Source organism: Bradyrhizobium cenepequi (genome assembly GCF_020329485.1).
GTDB classification, from domain to species: domain Bacteria; phylum Pseudomonadota; class Alphaproteobacteria; order Rhizobiales; family Xanthobacteraceae; genus Bradyrhizobium; species Bradyrhizobium cenepequi.
In genome coordinates, this window is the sequence record NZ_JAGKJI010000058.1 from 23,138 (window position 1) to 38,948 (window position 15,811).

Annotated in this window: 16 protein-coding genes and 2 pseudogenes; 9 read left to right on the forward strand and 9 right to left on the reverse strand. The window is 59.2% G+C overall.

Annotated features, from left to right (window positions below):
- Positions 1 to 1,017: 1,017 nt before the first annotated feature.
- Both J6497_RS34875 and J6497_RS34880 read left to right on the forward strand, forming a co-directional pair.
- Positions 1,018 to 1,221, forward strand: a complete 204-nt coding sequence (locus J6497_RS34875; RefSeq protein WP_225708738.1) for a cold-shock protein — start codon at positions 1,018 to 1,020, stop codon at positions 1,219 to 1,221.
- Between the two features lie 115 nt (positions 1,222 to 1,336).
- Positions 1,337 to 1,855 carry a hypothetical protein gene (locus tag J6497_RS34880; protein ID WP_225708739.1) on the forward strand — a complete coding sequence of 173 codons (519 nt, stop codon included), beginning with the start codon at positions 1,337 to 1,339 and terminating at the stop codon, positions 1,853 to 1,855.
- Here J6497_RS34880 and J6497_RS34885 read toward each other — a convergent pair.
- The gene (locus J6497_RS34885; RefSeq protein ID WP_225708740.1) at positions 1,831 to 2,652 is read right to left on the reverse strand and encodes a tachylectin-related carbohydrate-binding protein; all 822 of its coding nucleotides are present in this window, start codon (positions 2,650 to 2,652) and stop codon (positions 1,831 to 1,833) included. The two genes, J6497_RS34880 and J6497_RS34885, sit on opposite strands and share 25 nt — an antisense overlap.
- A 94-nt stretch (positions 2,653 to 2,746) precedes the next feature.
- Complete coding sequence (locus tag J6497_RS34890) at positions 2,747 to 3,556, reverse strand: hypothetical protein (RefSeq protein ID WP_225708741.1); 810 nt, start codon at positions 3,554 to 3,556, stop codon at positions 2,747 to 2,749.
- Between the two features lie 210 nt (positions 3,557 to 3,766).
- Between J6497_RS34890 and J6497_RS34895 the strand changes: the two genes are divergently transcribed.
- On the forward strand, positions 3,767 to 4,027 hold the full coding sequence (locus J6497_RS34895) for a hypothetical protein (RefSeq protein WP_225708742.1): 261 nt from the start codon (positions 3,767 to 3,769) through the stop codon (positions 4,025 to 4,027).
- A gap of 34 nt (positions 4,028 to 4,061) precedes the next feature.
- Here the strand turns inward: J6497_RS34895 and J6497_RS34900 are convergent, their stop codons facing one another.
- From J6497_RS34900 to J6497_RS34920, 5 genes are all read right to left on the reverse strand, one after another.
- On the reverse strand, positions 4,062 to 4,856 hold the full coding sequence (locus J6497_RS34900) for an enoyl-CoA hydratase (RefSeq protein ID WP_225708743.1): 795 nt from the start codon (positions 4,854 to 4,856) through the stop codon (positions 4,062 to 4,064).
- 41 nt (positions 4,857 to 4,897) lie between these two features.
- Positions 4,898 to 6,088 carry a CaiB/BaiF CoA transferase family protein gene (locus J6497_RS34905; RefSeq protein WP_225708744.1) on the reverse strand — a complete coding sequence of 397 codons (1,191 nt, stop codon included), beginning with the start codon at positions 6,086 to 6,088 and terminating at the stop codon, positions 4,898 to 4,900.
- Positions 6,089 to 6,122: 34 nt separating this feature from the next.
- Positions 6,123 to 7,193 (reverse strand): ABC transporter ATP-binding protein, encoded by a 1,071-nt coding sequence (locus J6497_RS34910; protein ID WP_225708745.1) that lies wholly within the window; start codon positions 7,191 to 7,193, stop codon positions 6,123 to 6,125.
- Positions 7,190 to 8,848: an ABC transporter permease gene (locus tag J6497_RS34915; RefSeq protein ID WP_225708746.1), complete on the reverse strand. Its 1,659-nt coding sequence runs from the start codon at positions 8,846 to 8,848 to the stop codon at positions 7,190 to 7,192. The genes J6497_RS34910 and J6497_RS34915 overlap by 4 nt, the downstream gene beginning before the upstream one ends.
- Positions 8,849 to 8,945: 97 nt before the next feature.
- Entirely contained in the window at positions 8,946 to 10,013 is a 1,068-nt protein-coding gene (locus J6497_RS34920) for an ABC transporter substrate-binding protein (protein ID WP_225708747.1), read from the reverse strand.
- A gap of 333 nt (positions 10,014 to 10,346) precedes the next feature.
- Here J6497_RS34920 and J6497_RS34925 point away from each other — a divergent pair, with 333 nt between their 5' ends.
- The 4 genes and pseudogenes from J6497_RS34925 (at position 10,347) to J6497_RS42240 (ending at position 11,678) form a co-directional block, all read left to right on the forward strand.
- Positions 10,347 to 10,742 carry a DUF6894 family protein gene (locus J6497_RS34925; protein ID WP_225708748.1) on the forward strand — a complete coding sequence of 132 codons (396 nt, stop codon included), beginning with the start codon at positions 10,347 to 10,349 and terminating at the stop codon, positions 10,740 to 10,742.
- Positions 10,743 to 10,757: 15 nt separating this feature from the next.
- Positions 10,758 to 10,874: pseudogene (locus J6497_RS34930) on the forward strand (NUDIX hydrolase); the annotation flags it as partial.
- A gap of 3 nt (positions 10,875 to 10,877) precedes the next feature.
- Positions 10,878 to 11,087: pseudogene (locus J6497_RS34935) on the forward strand (IS66 family transposase); the annotation flags it as partial.
- Positions 11,088 to 11,480: 393 nt separating this feature from the next.
- Positions 11,481 to 11,678 (forward strand): hypothetical protein, encoded by a 198-nt coding sequence (locus tag J6497_RS42240; protein WP_376708319.1) that lies wholly within the window; start codon positions 11,481 to 11,483, stop codon positions 11,676 to 11,678.
- Between the two features lie 19 nt (positions 11,679 to 11,697).
- Here the strand turns inward: J6497_RS42240 and J6497_RS34940 are convergent, their stop codons facing one another.
- Positions 11,698 to 12,108 (reverse strand): hypothetical protein, encoded by a 411-nt coding sequence (locus J6497_RS34940; RefSeq protein ID WP_225708749.1) that lies wholly within the window; start codon positions 12,106 to 12,108, stop codon positions 11,698 to 11,700.
- A 142-nt stretch (positions 12,109 to 12,250) separates the two neighbouring features.
- A complete protein-coding gene (locus J6497_RS34945; RefSeq protein ID WP_225708750.1) occupies positions 12,251 to 12,613 on the reverse strand; it encodes a hypothetical protein in 363 nt (120 codons plus the stop codon).
- Positions 12,614 to 12,942: 329 nt separating this feature from the next.
- Here J6497_RS34945 and J6497_RS34950 point away from each other — a divergent pair, with 329 nt between their 5' ends.
- Complete coding sequence (locus J6497_RS34950; RefSeq protein ID WP_225708751.1) at positions 12,943 to 14,715, forward strand: ABC transporter permease; 1,773 nt, start codon at positions 12,943 to 12,945, stop codon at positions 14,713 to 14,715.
- A gap of 24 nt (positions 14,716 to 14,739) precedes the next feature.
- A complete protein-coding gene (locus tag J6497_RS34955; RefSeq protein WP_225708752.1) occupies positions 14,740 to 15,768 on the forward strand; it encodes an ABC transporter substrate-binding protein in 1,029 nt (342 codons plus the stop codon).
- Positions 15,769 to 15,811 lie beyond the last annotated feature (43 nt).

A 15,811-nucleotide genomic window follows, 5' to 3' on the forward strand; every position in this document is an offset into this window, starting at 1 on the left:
TTATCAACACTCAAGGGTCGGAACGCGATGAAGCTACAGGGCGTGGTGGGTGTGGGTTATTCGAAATCACGCCGCCGGTGGCGGGCTCGGGTCCGACGCCTGGCGGAGATGAACGCTCTGACGACGTAGCCAACCAAAACGCCTGCAAGAAAGACGCCTAACAACAAGGCCGGTGCAGGCAACTCCATGAGATGGATCCCTGCTGGGTGTCGATAATTGACTAACGGTTCAAATGCGCCCAAATTCCCCACACGGGGGAATTGTCTTTTTGCCAAATCAGCGGGTCGGCTGGTTGGTGGTCCCAGTTTTCGGCCTCGCCGCTTCCTTCCCACTCAGCCTGCCATGAGTCGTATTCCGGCGTTCCGCGACGTGGGGCGCATTCGGCGACAATCCGCCCATCCAATGCGGCATGTCCGCGAGGTGAGGACCTCGGCTCGCGCAGCCTGAGACTACCAGGCAGGGTATGCAAAGCCTCAAAACGGTCCGGAGCACGGCTGGAATTCCTTCGCGCTACAAGACGTCGTTTGCTTGTGGTGAAATCGAGCACATTTCCCCACGAAGGGGCAGGTTTTTTTAGGGATGGTAGCGAACAACGGGGGAGCGCAAGGGAGCCGTTGGTTATTCGGCCCTGTCGTGCACTCATTCAACCTCCCCACAAAAGCTCCGTTCCTAGCGCGGTCTCCGTATTTAACCTGTGGTGACTTCAGCTGATTCTCGGAGTGTCATAAGTGCTGGTTTGGTTCTGCAGGAGTGATAGCGTGTTCCGCAAATCACCTGCCAGGGGAGGCCGCCATGCTTGCGGAAAAGTTCTTTCTGGTTTTGGAGACGCTTAAAAGTCATGCTTCCGACGGAAGCGTGAGGGTTGTCAGCACAACACCGCAAATCCCGGTAAAGCTGCCAACCAAGCGATAGAAGAGGCCGCCAATTGCCCGCCGGTTCACACTGGCGGGTTTTTCTTGCCGTGGACCGTCCCGCCACCGTAGATTACCGCCATTGGTTCAAAAGCGGAGTGCCGACGTGGCGACAGGTATTGTGAAGTGGTTCAATGCAACCAAAGGTTATGGATTTATTCAACCCGACAACGGCGGCAAGGATGTCTTCGTGCACATCTCAGCCGTCGAAAAAGCAGGGCTGAGCGGTCTCAATGAGGGTACCAAGGTGAGCTACGAAGAAATTAGCAACAGGGGCAAAACGTCCGCTGAAAATCTAAGAGTCGGATGAATTTCAAATCCGCCGGCTTCACGCCGGCGAACTTTGCTACCATTTTGCTATCCAACTCGGTGGGGCGAAAGAAAACAGGGCGGCACAACTAGGTGTCGCTCTATCGATTTTGGCCTTGGCGGTGCGCTCGGTGCAGCGCGCCGCCGACGCGCTGACGGATCCGTATGAACCGATGAGGGCAGGGAGTGTGAGGGCCGTCGAAGACCGCCCACAGGGTGCTTGCGATCTCAGGCGCGGCGACGCCAAGAACCTTGCGCATCTGCGGGATGCTTCGATCGATCTCGTCCTGATCGACCCGCCGTACTTCGATTACATTTCTTACTCGGAACTCGGCCACTTCTTCGTGCCATGGCTGGTGCGTTTCGGCCTGGTTTCGCCTGACGCCTTGAACGGTTTCCCCGCGGCGGGATCACGATCTCGGGCGGCCGTCGAACATTTCAAAATCCGGCGGGTTTGCCGCGACGGCGCCCGGGTCGTGTTCACGTACCAAAACCTCGACGGCCACGGCTGGGCGGCGCTCGCACAAGCCATGGCCAACGGCGGCGTGCGCCCGATCAAGGCGTTTCCCAACACAACACATCGTCGAATGCGGACGAATTTCTACACTCTTCAGGTTTTGGCAACCGCTGCGTAGATGCGGTTCTCACCGGCGAGGTTCCTACCGGAGAAGAGAAATTTGAAATCCTTCCAACCGCCGAACCCGACGACGACTGGGCTTGAGACGTTGCCGGGAGTTCCGGCGTCCCCATAGGACAGCAGTTCGCCGTTTTGGTTCACGGCGTAGATGCGGTTCTCACCGGCGGTGTTCACACCGGAGAAGAGAAACTTGAAATTCTGCCACCCGCCGAACCCGACGACCACTGGGCTCGAGACGTTGCCGGGAGTCCCGGCGTCCGCATAGGACAGCAGTTCGCCGTTTTGGTTCACCGCATAGATACTGTTCTCACCGGCGACGTTCCTCCCGGAGAAGAGAAACTTGAAAGCCTGCCACCCGCCGAACCCGACGACCACTGGGCTCGAGACATTACCGGGAGTGCCGGCGTCCGCATAGGACAGCAGTTCGCCGTTTTGGTTCACCGCATAGATACGGTTCTCACCGGCGACGTTCCTCCCGGAGAAGAGAAGCTTGAAAGCCTGCCACCCTCCCAACCCGACGACCACTGGGCTCGAGACATTACCGGGAGTGCCGGCGTCCGCATAGGACAGCAGTTCGCCATTTTGGTTCACAGCGTAGATGCGGTTCTCACCGGCGACGTTCCTCCCGGAGAAGAGAAACTTGAAAGCCTGCCATCCGCCGAACCCGACGATCACTGGGCTTGAGACATTACCGGAAGTGCCGGTGTCCCCATAGGACAGCAGTTGGCCGGTCTCGAACGGCGCATTTCGGTCGTCCACGACAACCAAGAATCCACCTGGAGTGGTGCCGGTCACGCTGACCGCTACGTTTGTGTCCGATATGAACGACTGTCCGATGGAAAGGGCGGTGGGCGTTTGAAGGAAGACTGGGATGAGGTTGTTCTGCGAGCTACCATGCGGATCCGACGTCTGAACCCGATAAACGATCACCCCTTGGCTGGGAACGCCGGGCTCTAACTGGCTGGGGGGACTCGAACTGATCGACCATGAGCCGTGCTTCGATCATGAGATAGGGGACCTGCGATCCGATCCGCACTGCCGTTGACCTGCCGGATGGGGGCGGCTGGACCAGACCCACGGCGTGCAATGCATAGCCCGCCACGCGACCCGTGTGCTTCGCGATCGCGGACGCATCAAGCCACTGGATAGCGGCCTTCGTGTACGCCGAGGGATGCATGCCGCCGTTAAAGGCCATCTCGTCGAAGTTGCCTATGTCTCCCAGGTCGTTCGCGCAGTCGACGAATTGTGGTTGGCATCGTATGTCGTCAAACCCGGTCAGGACGTGCATAAGCTCCATGGCCCAGGTTCCGAGTTTTTCGGCCATGACGAAGCGTGCCCAGAACCGCCCTCGTTGAGCGGTGCCGGCTCCTGGCCCGCCGAGCATGACAGCCGCGGCTGCATCGAAGCCTTGCGCTCGCAGCCCGGGGCCGTCGAGGAGCTCGTCAAGAAGTTCGAGCCTCACGTCTCGTATGTCGGTTGTTGCCATCGGCTTCACGACGACATCCAGGTCGGCCCGCCCGGACGATGCGGCGTGGATATAGGCGCGGAGGGATCGATCGAGTCCTGTCGCCTTGTCCGGATCAAACAGGACCCGGCGCAAAATATCGCCGTTCCAATCGGCCGGAATTACATCCGGCGGGATGGCGTTGGTCCGAAACAGCGGAACGAATGCGATCTTCTTTCTTCCGATCCAGGGCATAATCTACTCCCTTCACTGAGGGACGGCCTTACAAAGGACCGAGGATTGGAAAACTCAAGATATCAGACGAGCTTTGAGGTTGTCTGTGAAACAGTTTACACTCATTAGGCGATCGGAAGGGAAGCCAAGGTGATGGCCGCTCCATTGGATCGCCCAGGGGATCGTTTTTCTCGCGACCTGGATCGAGCGAGTCCTACCCCGGCTGCGACCGTGCTCGCCGCAGGCGGCATCACTTATCCTCACTATCTGCTCCAGCTGCAGCTCGGCTACGTGATCCTCACAGAGCTCAATTCGCGGCGACATATGATCGCCATTACCTCCGCCGTCGTGCTGGCAGCCTGCATCCTCGCCTACGTGGTCTGGCGCTGCTTCGAACAATCGGCGCACCGCACGATCAAGACCAAACTCTCCAGCCTTGCGGCGCGATATGGATGGTCGTCCGATCCCCATGACCTCGACTGGCACCGATGATCGAAATGCCAGGATCGACCGAGGAAGTAGTGATCTAACGGGCACGAAATGCTGGCTTGCGCTTCTCGACAAACGCGTTCCGGCCTTCGATATAGTCGGCCGACGCGAAACATGCGTCGACAGCGGCTTGAGCCGCGGCGAGGTCCCGATCCTCGGGATCCTTCGTCGCTTCATTGACGCAAAGTTTCGCTGAGCGGATGGTCAGCGGAGCGTTGTTTCCGATCAACACAGCGTAATCCCGCACGTAGTTTTCGATGTCGCGCGTAGGTACGATTCGGTTGATCAAACCCATCTCCAGGGCTTCCGAGGAGTCAAACCGACGTGCCGTGTAGAAGATCTCCTTGGCAAAGGAGGGACCAACAATGTCGACAAGGCGTTTGATCCCGTCGTAGGCATAACCCAACCCAAGCTTGGCTGCAGGAACTGCGAAGCTAGAGCTGTCGGTAGCGATCCGGAGATCACAGCATAGAGCCACGCCAAGTCCACCCCCGATGCAATAGCCCTGTATCATCGCAATGGTCGGCTTGGGGAAGCCGATGACGACGTCATTTGCTTGCCCTGCGATCCTGTTGTACTCGGCAATGGATTCTGGCGAAGAGCGCTTCTGTTCAAATTCAGAAATATCCGCGCCTGAGACGAAGGCCTTTCCGCCAGCGCCGCTTAGGACGACGGCCCGAATGTTGTCGTCTCTTTGAAATTCGGCCATTATTTCCGGGATGGCCTTCCACATGTCGAGGGAGACCGCGTTGTGCCGAGCAGGGTTGTTGAAGTGCATCCATCCGACCGGTCCCTCCTTTCTCGCAATCATTCGTTCGGTACTTGTCTTCAAGCGATCCTCCATAGCAACGAGTTCAGGTCCGGATTTCTGGGCTAGATGATCTTGCGGTCACGCAAATCGGCGATGCAGTCGGGGTCGTAGCCGTATTCCCTGAGTATTTCCTCGGTGTGCTCGCCTTTTTCGGGAGTGGCTTGCACCATACGGTTTGGCGTGCGGCTTAGCTTCACTGCCTGGTTGACCAAGGCAATGTTGCCAAGGCTGGCGTGTCCGATGGGAGCAGCCATGCCGAGATGCTTCACCTGTGAATCGGCGAATACCTCGTCCATGCGGTTGATGGGACCACAGGGAACACCTGCGTTGTTGAGCAGATCGATGAGTTCGGCGCTTGTCCGCAGCTTCGTGACCTCGGCGATCGCCTTATTGAGAGCCATGCGATTGGCGGAACGCGCTGCATCATCGGCGAACAGTGGATCTTGAAGCAAATGGCCAAGCTCGAGCGCCTGACAGAAACGAGCGAAGATATGTGCGCCGGAAGCGGCGATGTTGACATGCCCGTCACGGGTTGGGAACACACCGGTTGGAATGCTTGTTGGATGGTCATTGCCGGCTTGGCCAGGAACCTCCTTGGCGATCAGCCAGCGTGCCGCTTGAAAGTCCAGAAGAGATATCTGAGCGCCGAGTAGGGACGACTGTACCCACTGGCCTTCGCCGGATATTTCACGCTCGAGCAGGGCAACCAGGATTCCCATCGCGCAGAAGATTCCAGCGCCGAGATCGGCGATGGGAATCCCGACACGCACCGGCCCCTGGCCAGGGATGCCGGTGATTGACATGAGCCCACCCATTCCCTGAGCAATTTGATCGAAACCCGGCCGTTTGCGATAAGGACCGTCCTCTCCGAAGCCCGAGATCGAGCCGTAAACGATCCGTTTGTTGATCGAGCGGATGGTCTCGTAGTCGACCCCGAGGCGAAACTTGACGTCTGGACGATAGTTTTCGACCACGACATCGGCGCTTTCCACCATTCGCTTGAAGATCGCGAGGCCGTCCTTTTCCTTCAGATTGAGCGTAAGGCTGCGCTTGTTGCGGTGAAGGTTCTGGAAGTCGGGCCCATGCCGCGGGCCGCCCATGTCGCCGCCCTCGGCGCCTGCCGGAAGTTCGATCTTGATGACATCCGCACCCCAATCCGCCAATTGTCGAGCCGCGGTGGGACCGGCGCGCACCCGTGTAAGATCCAGTACTTTGAACCGGGCGAGCGCCTGAGAAGCGGGAGTAAAGGACATGAACATTGCTCCTGATCTGAATCGTGGAGGTGGGTCAGCCGATCAACGCCATCTGGTGCGGCTCGAGCTGAAGCCACGCGCTGGCTCCGACCGCAATATCGTTCACCGGCGATGTCGCTACCCGAAGCGTCGTGGCGCCTGCGCGTGGCTTCACCACATAATCCCAGTGCTCGCCCAGAAAGGCGCGCTCCAGCACCAGTACTTCAACAGGCGGACAAATCCCCGGTGTGGTGGGCTGCGTCTCCGAGAGCCACATACTATGTGGCCGAACTGAAAACACGGTCTTGCGCTGTGAAGAAAGTATGCCGTCGAATGCGGCGCATGGAAGCGCAAAGCCGTCGAAGGAAATTCGATGTCCGTCATTGTCGCCTTCGATGAAATTAGTGCGCCCGATGAACCCTGCGACAAAACGTGTCTTTGGTCGGTCGTAGAGCGTACGAGGATCGTCGATTTGCTCGATGCGACCGTGATTCATGACCGCGATTCGGTCCGAGGTGACCATGGCCTCGGCTTGATCATGGGTCACGTAAACAGTGGTGATGTGAAACTCGTCGTGCAGACGCCGGATCTCGAAGCGCATCTCCTCCCGCAAAGCGGCGTCGAGGTTCGAGAGCGGCTCGTCCAACAGCAGGATCGAGGGGCGGATCACGATGGCGCGGGCCAGCGACACCCGCTGCTGCTGGCCGCCGCTCAGCTCGGACGGGTAGCGGTCGGCGAGATGGCTCATGTGCACGATCTCGAGCATCTCGCCCACGCGGCGCTTGATCTCCGATTTGCCCAGTTTGCGGAGCTCCAAGCCGAACGCCACGTTCTGTTCGACGGTCATGTTCGGCCAGACCGCGTAGCTTTGAAAGATCATGGACATCTGCCGCCGGTCGGGCGGGATCGATCCCTTGGGCGAGGACAGCAGCTCACCGTCCACCTCGATCGTGCCGGATGTGGGATCGACGAACCCTGCGATCATCCGCAATGTCGTCGTTTTTCCGCAGCCTGAAGGTCCAAGGAGGGAGACGAACTCGCCGGACTGCAATTCGAGATCGATATTGTCGACGGCGGCAAAATCAGCGTAGCGCTTGCTAATGCCGGTGAGCGTGAGCCTACTCAAGTATTCCTCCGCAGCATGAAGTCGCGCCCAATCAGCTTGCTTCCAATGGCTGCAATGACAATGGTCGCGATCAGAAGGATGACGCCGAGAGCTGCCAGAACTTCGAAATTTCCCTCTTCCGATAGGTCGAACAACATGACGGAGATCACACGCGTGTTTGGGCCGACAAGGAAGATTGCTGATGACAATTCTCGGGTCGCCGGAATGAAGACCAGAATCCAGGCTCCCGCGAGGCTCTTTTTGAGCAGCGGGATCAACACTCTTCGAATGGCCAGGAAGCGGCTGCCGCCCAGAATTCTGACGGCCTCCTCCATTTCCGGATTGATGCTGCGCAGCCCCGCGGCACTTGAAGTATAGGCGATCGGCAGAAAGCGGGTGGTGAATCCGAGGATTAATATGGTGGCAGTGCCGTAGAGCGCCAATGGCGGGGACGCGTAAGCTGCATAGAAACCGATCGCGAGCACGATGCCCGGGATGACGAAAGGCGCTATGCACAGAAACCCGAGCACATTGCTCCAAGGGACCAGCTTGCGACTGACGACGTAGGCGATCGCAAGCGAGAGGCTCACCGCTGCGACTGCGGTCACGCCCGCATAGACAAACGTGTTCAGGATCGTTTGCTTTGCCTGGGTTTGCTCGACCAGGAGATAATAGAAGTTGTGCAGCGTCAGATTATCGAGGCTGAAGCCGCGCCCCCAAGCCTTGGCAAAGGCTGCCTGCAGCAGCACGATCATCGGCAGAAAGACCGAGAGGGCGCAGACCAGAAGTGCGTAGCCGAACATGACCCAGCGCCACGGTCCAAGCGCGATCATTCGCCGCTCGCCACCCTTGCCGGAGACGGAGGCGTAGCCCCGGCGGCCCAAGATCCTTCGCTGAAGCCAGAACATCAGGACAGTGATGGCGAGCAGGGGGATCGAATAGGCTGCGGCCTCCTCGATGCGGACCGGGTATTCGAAAAACTGCCAGAGCTGGGTCGAGACAACGTTGAAGCGAGCAGGCAGGGCGATCAGCGCGGGCGCGCCAAACAACGCAATCGCCTCGAGAAAGCTGATGATGATGCCGCCGATAATCGCGGGCGTGACGAGCGGGAGCGTCACGCGCAACGTCGTTCGCAACGTGCGAGAGCCCAGGATGTTGGCCGCATCTTCCATCTCTGAAGAGACAAGGTCGAGCGCCGAGCTGGTGAAAACGAATGTATAAGGAAACGAGGTGACCGCGACAACGAGGATCAGGCCTGCCATCGAATAGATGTTGAAGATGCCATGATCGGCGCCGGTCAGTGCGAGCCAAGCCTTGTTCAGCCATCCGGAATTCGGGCCGGCCAGCAATATCCACCCGATCGCACCGAGATAGGGCGGCGTCACGAAGGCAGCGAATACCATCAAGCGGATGAACGGCTTGCCCGGCATGTCGGTGCGCGAGATAGCCCAGGCAAGGGGAACGGCGAAGCAGGAGGCGAGCAGGGCGACTCCCACGCCGAGTTCGAGCGAGTTCAGGAGGGCCTGCAGATGCCTGATATTCCCGTAGGCTGCTCTGTAGTTCTCCAACGTAAAGCGGCCCGTGTCCGCCTGCTGCAGGCTGGATACAATCAGCCGCAGAATCGGATTTAGGACCAAGAAGACAAGCAGGCCGATGAGGATCAGCCACACCAGCATGCCCGCATCCAGCCGCCGAATACTGCCGAGGGCACCAGATAGATCAAGGTTGCGATCGCGAAGCGAGTGGTCAGTCACGTAATTGAACCTGCTCGCTCTAGACGCCGAATGTCTCTCGCCACTGCTTGATCACCTCAGGAACTCCCCTTGTGATCTGCTCGACGGTCGGACGGATCACCTTGATGTCCTTCGCGGAAATCGCGCCCTCGTGCGGAGAGACTTCGGGACGGATGGATTCGTTGAAGTGATTTGCCCAGATCTGGGATGCGCGCGCGCTCAGCAGAAACTCCATGAACAAGCGCGCCGTGGCGGGATGCTTGCAGCCCTTCATGATGCTGGAGGGCGCGATGATCAAGACGGTGCCGTCCGCCGGATAGGACAAGGCAAGCGGATTGCCCTTCTGCGCACTCTGCAAGAGCGTTCCGGCAGGTCCGGATCCCGCGATCGAACTTTCTCCGGCGTTCAGCATCGTGACCGTGTCGTTGATCGAGCGGCCGACTCGCGGATTGTTTTTGGCCAGCTTCTCGAAGAACTCCCAGCCGTATTGGTTGCGAAGTGTCAGCGCCCAGGTGCCGACATAGCCACTGAACCCAGGATGGCCAAGCGCAATGTTATTGTTCCATTTGGGATCGAGAAGGTTCGTCCAGTTATTGGGAGCGTCCGGTTCCTTGACCTTCGCGGTATTGTAGCCGATGCCGATCAGACCGGCTGAGGTGACGAAGTAGTATCCGTCCGGATCGTAGCCTTTGTAGATATCGAGCACCTTGCTCGCGTTGTCCGGAACAAACTTCTCAAAGGCGCCTCTGGCCTTTAGCGCGACGGAGTGACCGATGTCGGTCGAGCTGAAGACGTCGCACTGAATCGCGCTCGCCTTGATCTCCTGTGTGACACGCTGGTAAGCGACTTGGGCGGTCGTGCGCAACACATTGACTTTGAGGCTGGGATAGAGCGATTCGAAGCTGCGCCCCAGTGCTTGGGCGGTAATGTCGTCTGACTGGGCAGTGTACCATGTCAGTTCGCCGCCTTCCTTCTTGGCGGATTCGTAGAGATCCTTCTCGTGAGGCGTTATCTCCGCTGCGAGTTGCCCGATGGCTGTTTGGGAGATGCCGAGCATAAGGAGCGTTGAACTGCCGAGAATAAAATCGCGCCTCCGAAGGGAATACATGCGAATCCTCACCACGTCTTTGTTTTTGTTGAGCGTACTATGAGGGCATTTTTGTCTCGCTGCAATTCATTCCACCAAACAACAGCGTTAAACTCCGTAGGATGACGTATCGCGCTGCACCATCTTGACGCCGTTGCAGGTCAGCACGTCGGTCTCTTTTCGCTGGGCGGCGGACGATCCAGACTTCGACAAGATCGTCGGGCGAACGCCTTGAGGACAAGCGCCTTTGCCCCGAAGCCTCGAGCCCATGCACCGGCTCAACTGGAATAGGCATCTATGAAACGCCTTTGCCTCATGATGCATGGCCGGTCTATCGAGGGTCACCTCAATCGTGTGCTGCAGACGTTTCGCTCCGAAAGCGTCTTCGATATCCAGAAGAACATAGTGCGGATGCGCGATATCGAAAAGCTCATCGACATCGGGGGCTTCAACGACGTCTATCTGCACCAGCCGCAAAAAGCGGTTCCAGGAACGCGAAGGAATGTTCGAGCGCATTTGCGCGAAATGGGCACCTATCAGTTTCACATCAATCGGCGAGGGCCATTCCACGACGGCGACGGGATGGCACTGCCGGACGCCGAAGCCGCATGGGAGGAAGCTCTGCGGGTGGGGCGCGACGTTAAGGGGAACATTGCGGCCCGGCGAGGCATGGTCGCTGGAGTTGAAATCGGCAAGACGATTTTTCGGATCAACCTCGCGACCGCCGACTTGCGCTCGACCGTCCCTTGAGCCGGCTTCCGCGTAGTGGCGAAGTCAGCCAAGCTCGTCGCTGTTACGCTCGGCAAGGTTCTTTTGGTGCGGCGGCGATCTGACGGGCTTTGGATGTCCCCGGGCGGTCGCAAACGGCCGCGAGAGACCGAGCTGGCGGTCAAGCGCATTGACGCGCTGTTCGATATCGAGCGGGCCATCAACGGCCAAAGTGCCGAGGAGCGGTTGCGGGTGTGCAAAGAACAGAGCGCTCCTCTGCTGGCGGCGCTGGAAGCATAGCTGCGTGAACAGCGCGCCCGCCTGTCGAACTCATCCTCGGTCGCCAGCCCGATCGACTATATGCTGCGCCGCTGGGATCGGTTCGCCCGCCATAAGGTCAGTTCTCAAAACCGCTCCCCGCTTTGCAAGGCGGCCTCAACAGGAGGCTTACGACGCGCAAGACGATCCCTGTGTTGGACACCGTAACCCGGGCCACCCGCCGAAAAAGCCGAAAGAGGTCAAGCGATAGCCCGGCGAGTAAGCCGGGCTTTTTGTTCGCCTTTCTACCGTCCTAACGCCTCAAACGGACTCCGACAGAAAAACAGAAAACGTTACCTATCGTGTTGCGCGTGCTTCGGCTAATCGCGCTATCGATCGATTTGGTCGAGCGTCTAATCAGACTCTGGAGGGGCGGCCTATGATGTGTGTGCCAGTGCCTTAATTCTGCTTCATGCGCACGGCAATTGTGCCTCAAACACTTTCATCACCAAGGGAGTGATCGTGGCGAGGAAATCGAAGAAGGCAAAAACAAAGAAAATTGTACGCCGCGAGTATACGAAAGCTGATGTCAAAGAACTTCGGGCGCACTCAAAAGCTAGAACGCCCGTTGCTGCAATCGCGAAGGTAACCAAACGTACGGAAGGTTCGTTGCGGCAGAAGGCGAGGGCGCTGGGTATTCCGTTGGGGCATCAGCGGTAGGCGAGAAAAGCCAGGCTCGTCATCGCTTGCCGCGCCTGTTCTTTTGGGGCGCTGCTGGGGTGCTCTCAGCGTTTGATGAAACCAGTGTATCAACGCGTGCGCTTAGTGCGCCCAACTGATCGGATAATAACTTGCGTTCACCCTGTTGTGCAGATGCCTTCTGTTGAAGGTAGGTGACTTGTCCTGCCAACTTCTGCTGATCGGACTGGATGTCCTGCACAGTCCGCTGGAGCGAGGATATAGTTTGTTTGATCTGCTCGATAGCCGGGAGCATATCAGCTTTTTGTTGCTCGGCAGCCGACTTCCTTCCGGCATCATGATTCATCCAGAAAGCGCCCCCAGCAACGATGGCGGCCGCGAGCACGACTGCTAACCACGGCAGTGGCGATCGGCGCTGACGAGTGTCGGTCTGGGATGTCGGCTCGGTCATGACGCTTGTTTCCCGATTAAGGCGTGATCCGGCTAACGAAGTAAAGTGAAGTTCGTTCCGGACCGCCGCAAGGCTGTGTGTACCGAAAACCTTTCCGAGTTGATGCGGTGACGGAATCGCCTAAGCTGGACGAATGATCGGGCTACTGTGTTTCGTGCTGCCCGTCCTGGCTTCGCCTCTCAAGTCGAAGAGCCGACTTGAAGCAGAGAATGCGGCGCTCCGACGTCAATTGATTGTCTTGAGGCGTAAGCTGCATGGTCGCGTCCGGCTCACGAACAATGATCGCTGGTTCTTCATTCAGCTCTATCGCTGGTTTCCATCGATCCTGCATGTCCTCACCATCATCCGGCCCAAGACGCTCGTGCGGTGGCATCGGGCCGGCTTTCGCCGCCACTGGCGCTGGAAGTCGCGCCCACGGGGAGGGCGACCGCAGATCGATACTAAATTGCGGGCGGTTCAGCGGACCGGAACCATCAAATCGTTCCCCATACTCGGTGGACTCCATCACCACTACGTCAGGGTTTAGGTTTTCGGTATACACAGGTCGTTTGGCCCGCCGCCCTTTGCGGGCGTACGTCCGCTAACGAAAAATGGTCTCAATGCGCAGAGCAAACGGATACACCACCGCGAATTCCTTAAGCCATTGCAACACGCGGCATGTACTACGGCGGCGCGGTCGTCCCCAGCCGCGCCGCTGCATGGGCATATGCGGACGACGCTACTTGCTGATCAGCGACTTTCGGCCACTTCCCGTCGGTCCTCCAATCGACTACGCTTTGATCTGCGACGGCGACCGCAACGCAAAAAAGACGGCCGCTGGCAAGGGGAAACGATTTGAGTGTAGAGGCTGTCCGGCGCATCGACGACGCGGAAAGCGGCATTGCGGTGAGACGCCAGGGCGTGATCGCTGGCGCCTGGGTTGCATTCCTGCTGGCGATCCTGGGGTTCCTCGTCATCTACCCCATTCTCACGCTGCTGTTGGGCGCGCTCACCGATACCAACCCGGTGGTCGATGGCCTCAGCCTGCGACATCTCTCTGTCACAAACTTCCTGACGGTGCTCGCCAATCCGAATGTCGCCGAGGCGCTGTTCAACACGCTGATCGCCTGCGGCGGCGGCACGCTGATCGCGGTCGCGATCGGGCTGTTGTTCTCCTGGGTGGTGGTGCGCACCAACACGCCGGGCAAGGCGGTGATCGCCGCGGCCAGCGTCCTGCCGCTGTTCGCGCCGCCGCTGGTCGCCGGCGTGGCATGGTCGATCCTGGGCTCGCCCAAGACCGGCCTGATCAACATGGTGTTCAAATGGGCCGGGCTCGACTGGCACGTCGACTTCTATTCGATGTGGGGCCTCGTTTTCGTGTTCGGCATCTATTACGCGCCCTATGTCTATATGTTCACCTCCTCGGCGCTGCGGAACATGGATCCGAGCCTCGAGGAGGCCGCCGAAATCTCCGGCGCCAGCGCGTTCTCGACGCTGTTCACGGTGACATTTCCCCTGATCATGCCGGCGATCGTCTCCGGCATGCTGCTGTCCTTCATCGTGATGCTCGGCATCTATGGCATCCCGGCCGTGTTGGGGGCGCCAGCCAACATCAACGTGCTGACGACCTATATCTTCAAGCTCACCAACTGGTCGCCGCCGCTCTACAACACCGCCGCTGCGGTTGCGATCCTGCTGATGGTGGTCACCGGTGGGCTCGTATACCTGCAGCAGAAGGTGCTGACCGGCCGCAGCTACACCACCGTTGCCGGCAAGGCGTTCCGGCCGCGCAGCCTCGACCTGGGGGGCTGGCGCTGGTTCACCTTCGCGCTTGGCCTGGTCTATCTGCTCGGGGTCGTGGTGCTGCCGATGCTGGCGCTAATCGTCGCGGCATTCCGCAAGTTCATGTTCATCCGCGATGTCTCGGCGCTGTTCGACATGCGCGCCTATTCGCTGATGCATTTCAATGCGATTTTCGACAATCCGCTGACGCTGCGGTCGATCTACAACGCGGTGGAGGTCGGGATCATCACCGCGATCATCGGCGGCGCGCTGGCCTTCGCGATCGGCTACACTATCCACCGCACCCGCCTGCCGGGCCGTCGCGCAATCGACCTGATCTCGACCGTGCCGGTGGCGATTCCAGGACTCGTGGTCGGCGTCGCCTATCTCTGGGCCTGGATCGGCATTCCCGGCGGCCTTTACGGCACGATCTGGATACTGGCGCTCGCCTTCATTGCGCGCTTCATGCCGGACACCGTGAAATCGCTGTCGACCTCGTTCATGCAGATCCATCGTGAGCTCGAGGAGGCCGCCTGGGTCTGCGGCAAGGGCATGCTCGGCACCATTGCCACCGTCATGCTGCCGTTGGCGCGGCCCGGCGTGCTCGCCTCGATGACGCTTCTGTTCGTGCTGGCGATCCGCGAATTGGGATCATCGCTGTTCCTCTATACCAGCGACACCATGGTGATGTCGGTGCTGCTGCTCGACTATTACGAGGGCGGCAATATCGGGAAGACCGCGGCCTTCAGCCTGGTGCAGACGGTTTTGCTCGGCGTTCTCATTGGCGGTGCCAACTGGCTGGCGCGCAGCGCTTCGCAAGGCAGCGTCGCACAGCGGATAAAATAAACAATGGGACAGGGAGGATTGTTGATGAACAGGAAATTCGTGGCCATGATCGCCGGCATCGCCGGTCTCGGCATGGTGCTCGGCGGCGCGGCGCGGGCAGAGGAGAATTTCGGCTCGCCCGAATTGATCGCGGCCGCGAAAGCGGAAGGCAAGATGGTGCTCTACACGGCGAACTATGCCGAGGTCGAGCAGGACGTTATCAAGCAGTTCAACAAGCGTTTCCCGGAGATCAAGGTCGAGATGGTCCGCGCGCCCGGTGGCCAGCTCATCACCCGCGTCAGGACCGAGGCGGCTGCTGGCAAGCTGATCGCCGACGTCGTCGATCACTCCGACCGTGCCTTGATGCTGCCGCTCGCCGATCTGTTCCAGGATTACGCGCCGCCGAATGCCGCCGATTACGATCCCGCGGCGCTGGTCTCGCCGAAGTTCTGGCCGCGCGCCACCGTGGTGTGGTCGATCGCCTACAACACCGAGATCGTCAAAGAGCCACCCAAGAGCTGGATGGACCTGACCAAGCCGCAATATGACAAGCTGACTGGGCAGGTTTTCGCACAATCCGGCGGCACCACCTGGACCCGCATCATGTTCGAGCGCCAGGTGCTCGGCGAGGACTATTGGGCCAAGCAGACGGCGACCCATCCGATCCTCTATCCGTCGGGGGCGCCGATGTCGGACGCGGTGGTGCGCGGCGAGGTCGGCCTTGGACCGCTGCTCTACAACGCGATCTATCCCAAGCAGAAGGAAGGCGCGCCGGTGAAGATGGTGTTCCCGCCTGAGGGTGTGCCGGTCAATCCCTATGCGACGGGGATTCCAAAGACCGCGGCCCATCCGAACGCCGCAAAGCTTTATCTGAACTGGTGCCTGTCGAAGGAGGGTCAGAGCTTCATGATCAAGGAGCAGGGCAACCTGACCTCGCTGAAGGAGAGTCCAGCCTATCCCGAAGGCTACGATCCCAAGATCGTAAAGCCCTGGTATCCGAACTTCGACCAGTATGTGAAGCTGCATGCCGACTGGGTTGCCGATTGGGACAAGATCTATGGCTACCGTCAGTGATCGTTGGTTGAATTGGTGTAGACATGACGGCGACGCTCGAAGT